Source organism: Cupriavidus sp. SIMBA_020 (genome assembly GCF_046535395.1).
Classification (GTDB): Bacteria; Pseudomonadota; Gammaproteobacteria; order Burkholderiales; family Burkholderiaceae; genus Cupriavidus; species Cupriavidus campinensis.
The window spans coordinates 1-252 of sequence record NZ_JAWRWU010001205.1 but is presented as its reverse complement, the minus strand read 5'-3'; the positions used below and the strand labels follow the sequence as shown (position 1 = coordinate 252).

Genomic DNA, 252 nt, shown 5'->3' with positions numbered 1-252 from the left:
CCATAGCAATGTAAAACCATGGATAAAATAAAACATAACAATGAAGTTAGCCCATGCATAGGTGTAGGTTTTATCTTGTAGTATGCCTTTTAAAGGTAATAATAGCGGTAGCACATAGACTAAAAATAGAAAGGCGTCACTGTGACCCTCTCTCGGTGCTAACACAAACATCCATAGTGGCATTAAAATAAGCAGGCCAAAATAACCAAATAGGGCTAGGCGCTGAAATTTTACGGTCACTGGCTTTTTAGC

General features: G+C 38.5%; 1 protein-coding gene. It reads right to left on the bottom strand.

All coding sequences use genetic code 11. The features are described 5' to 3' along the window. Window positions 1-252 (bottom strand): DUF2069 domain-containing protein (locus tag SB751_RS33355; RefSeq protein ID WP_410749413.1); only part of this gene is annotated, 252 nt, incomplete at both ends.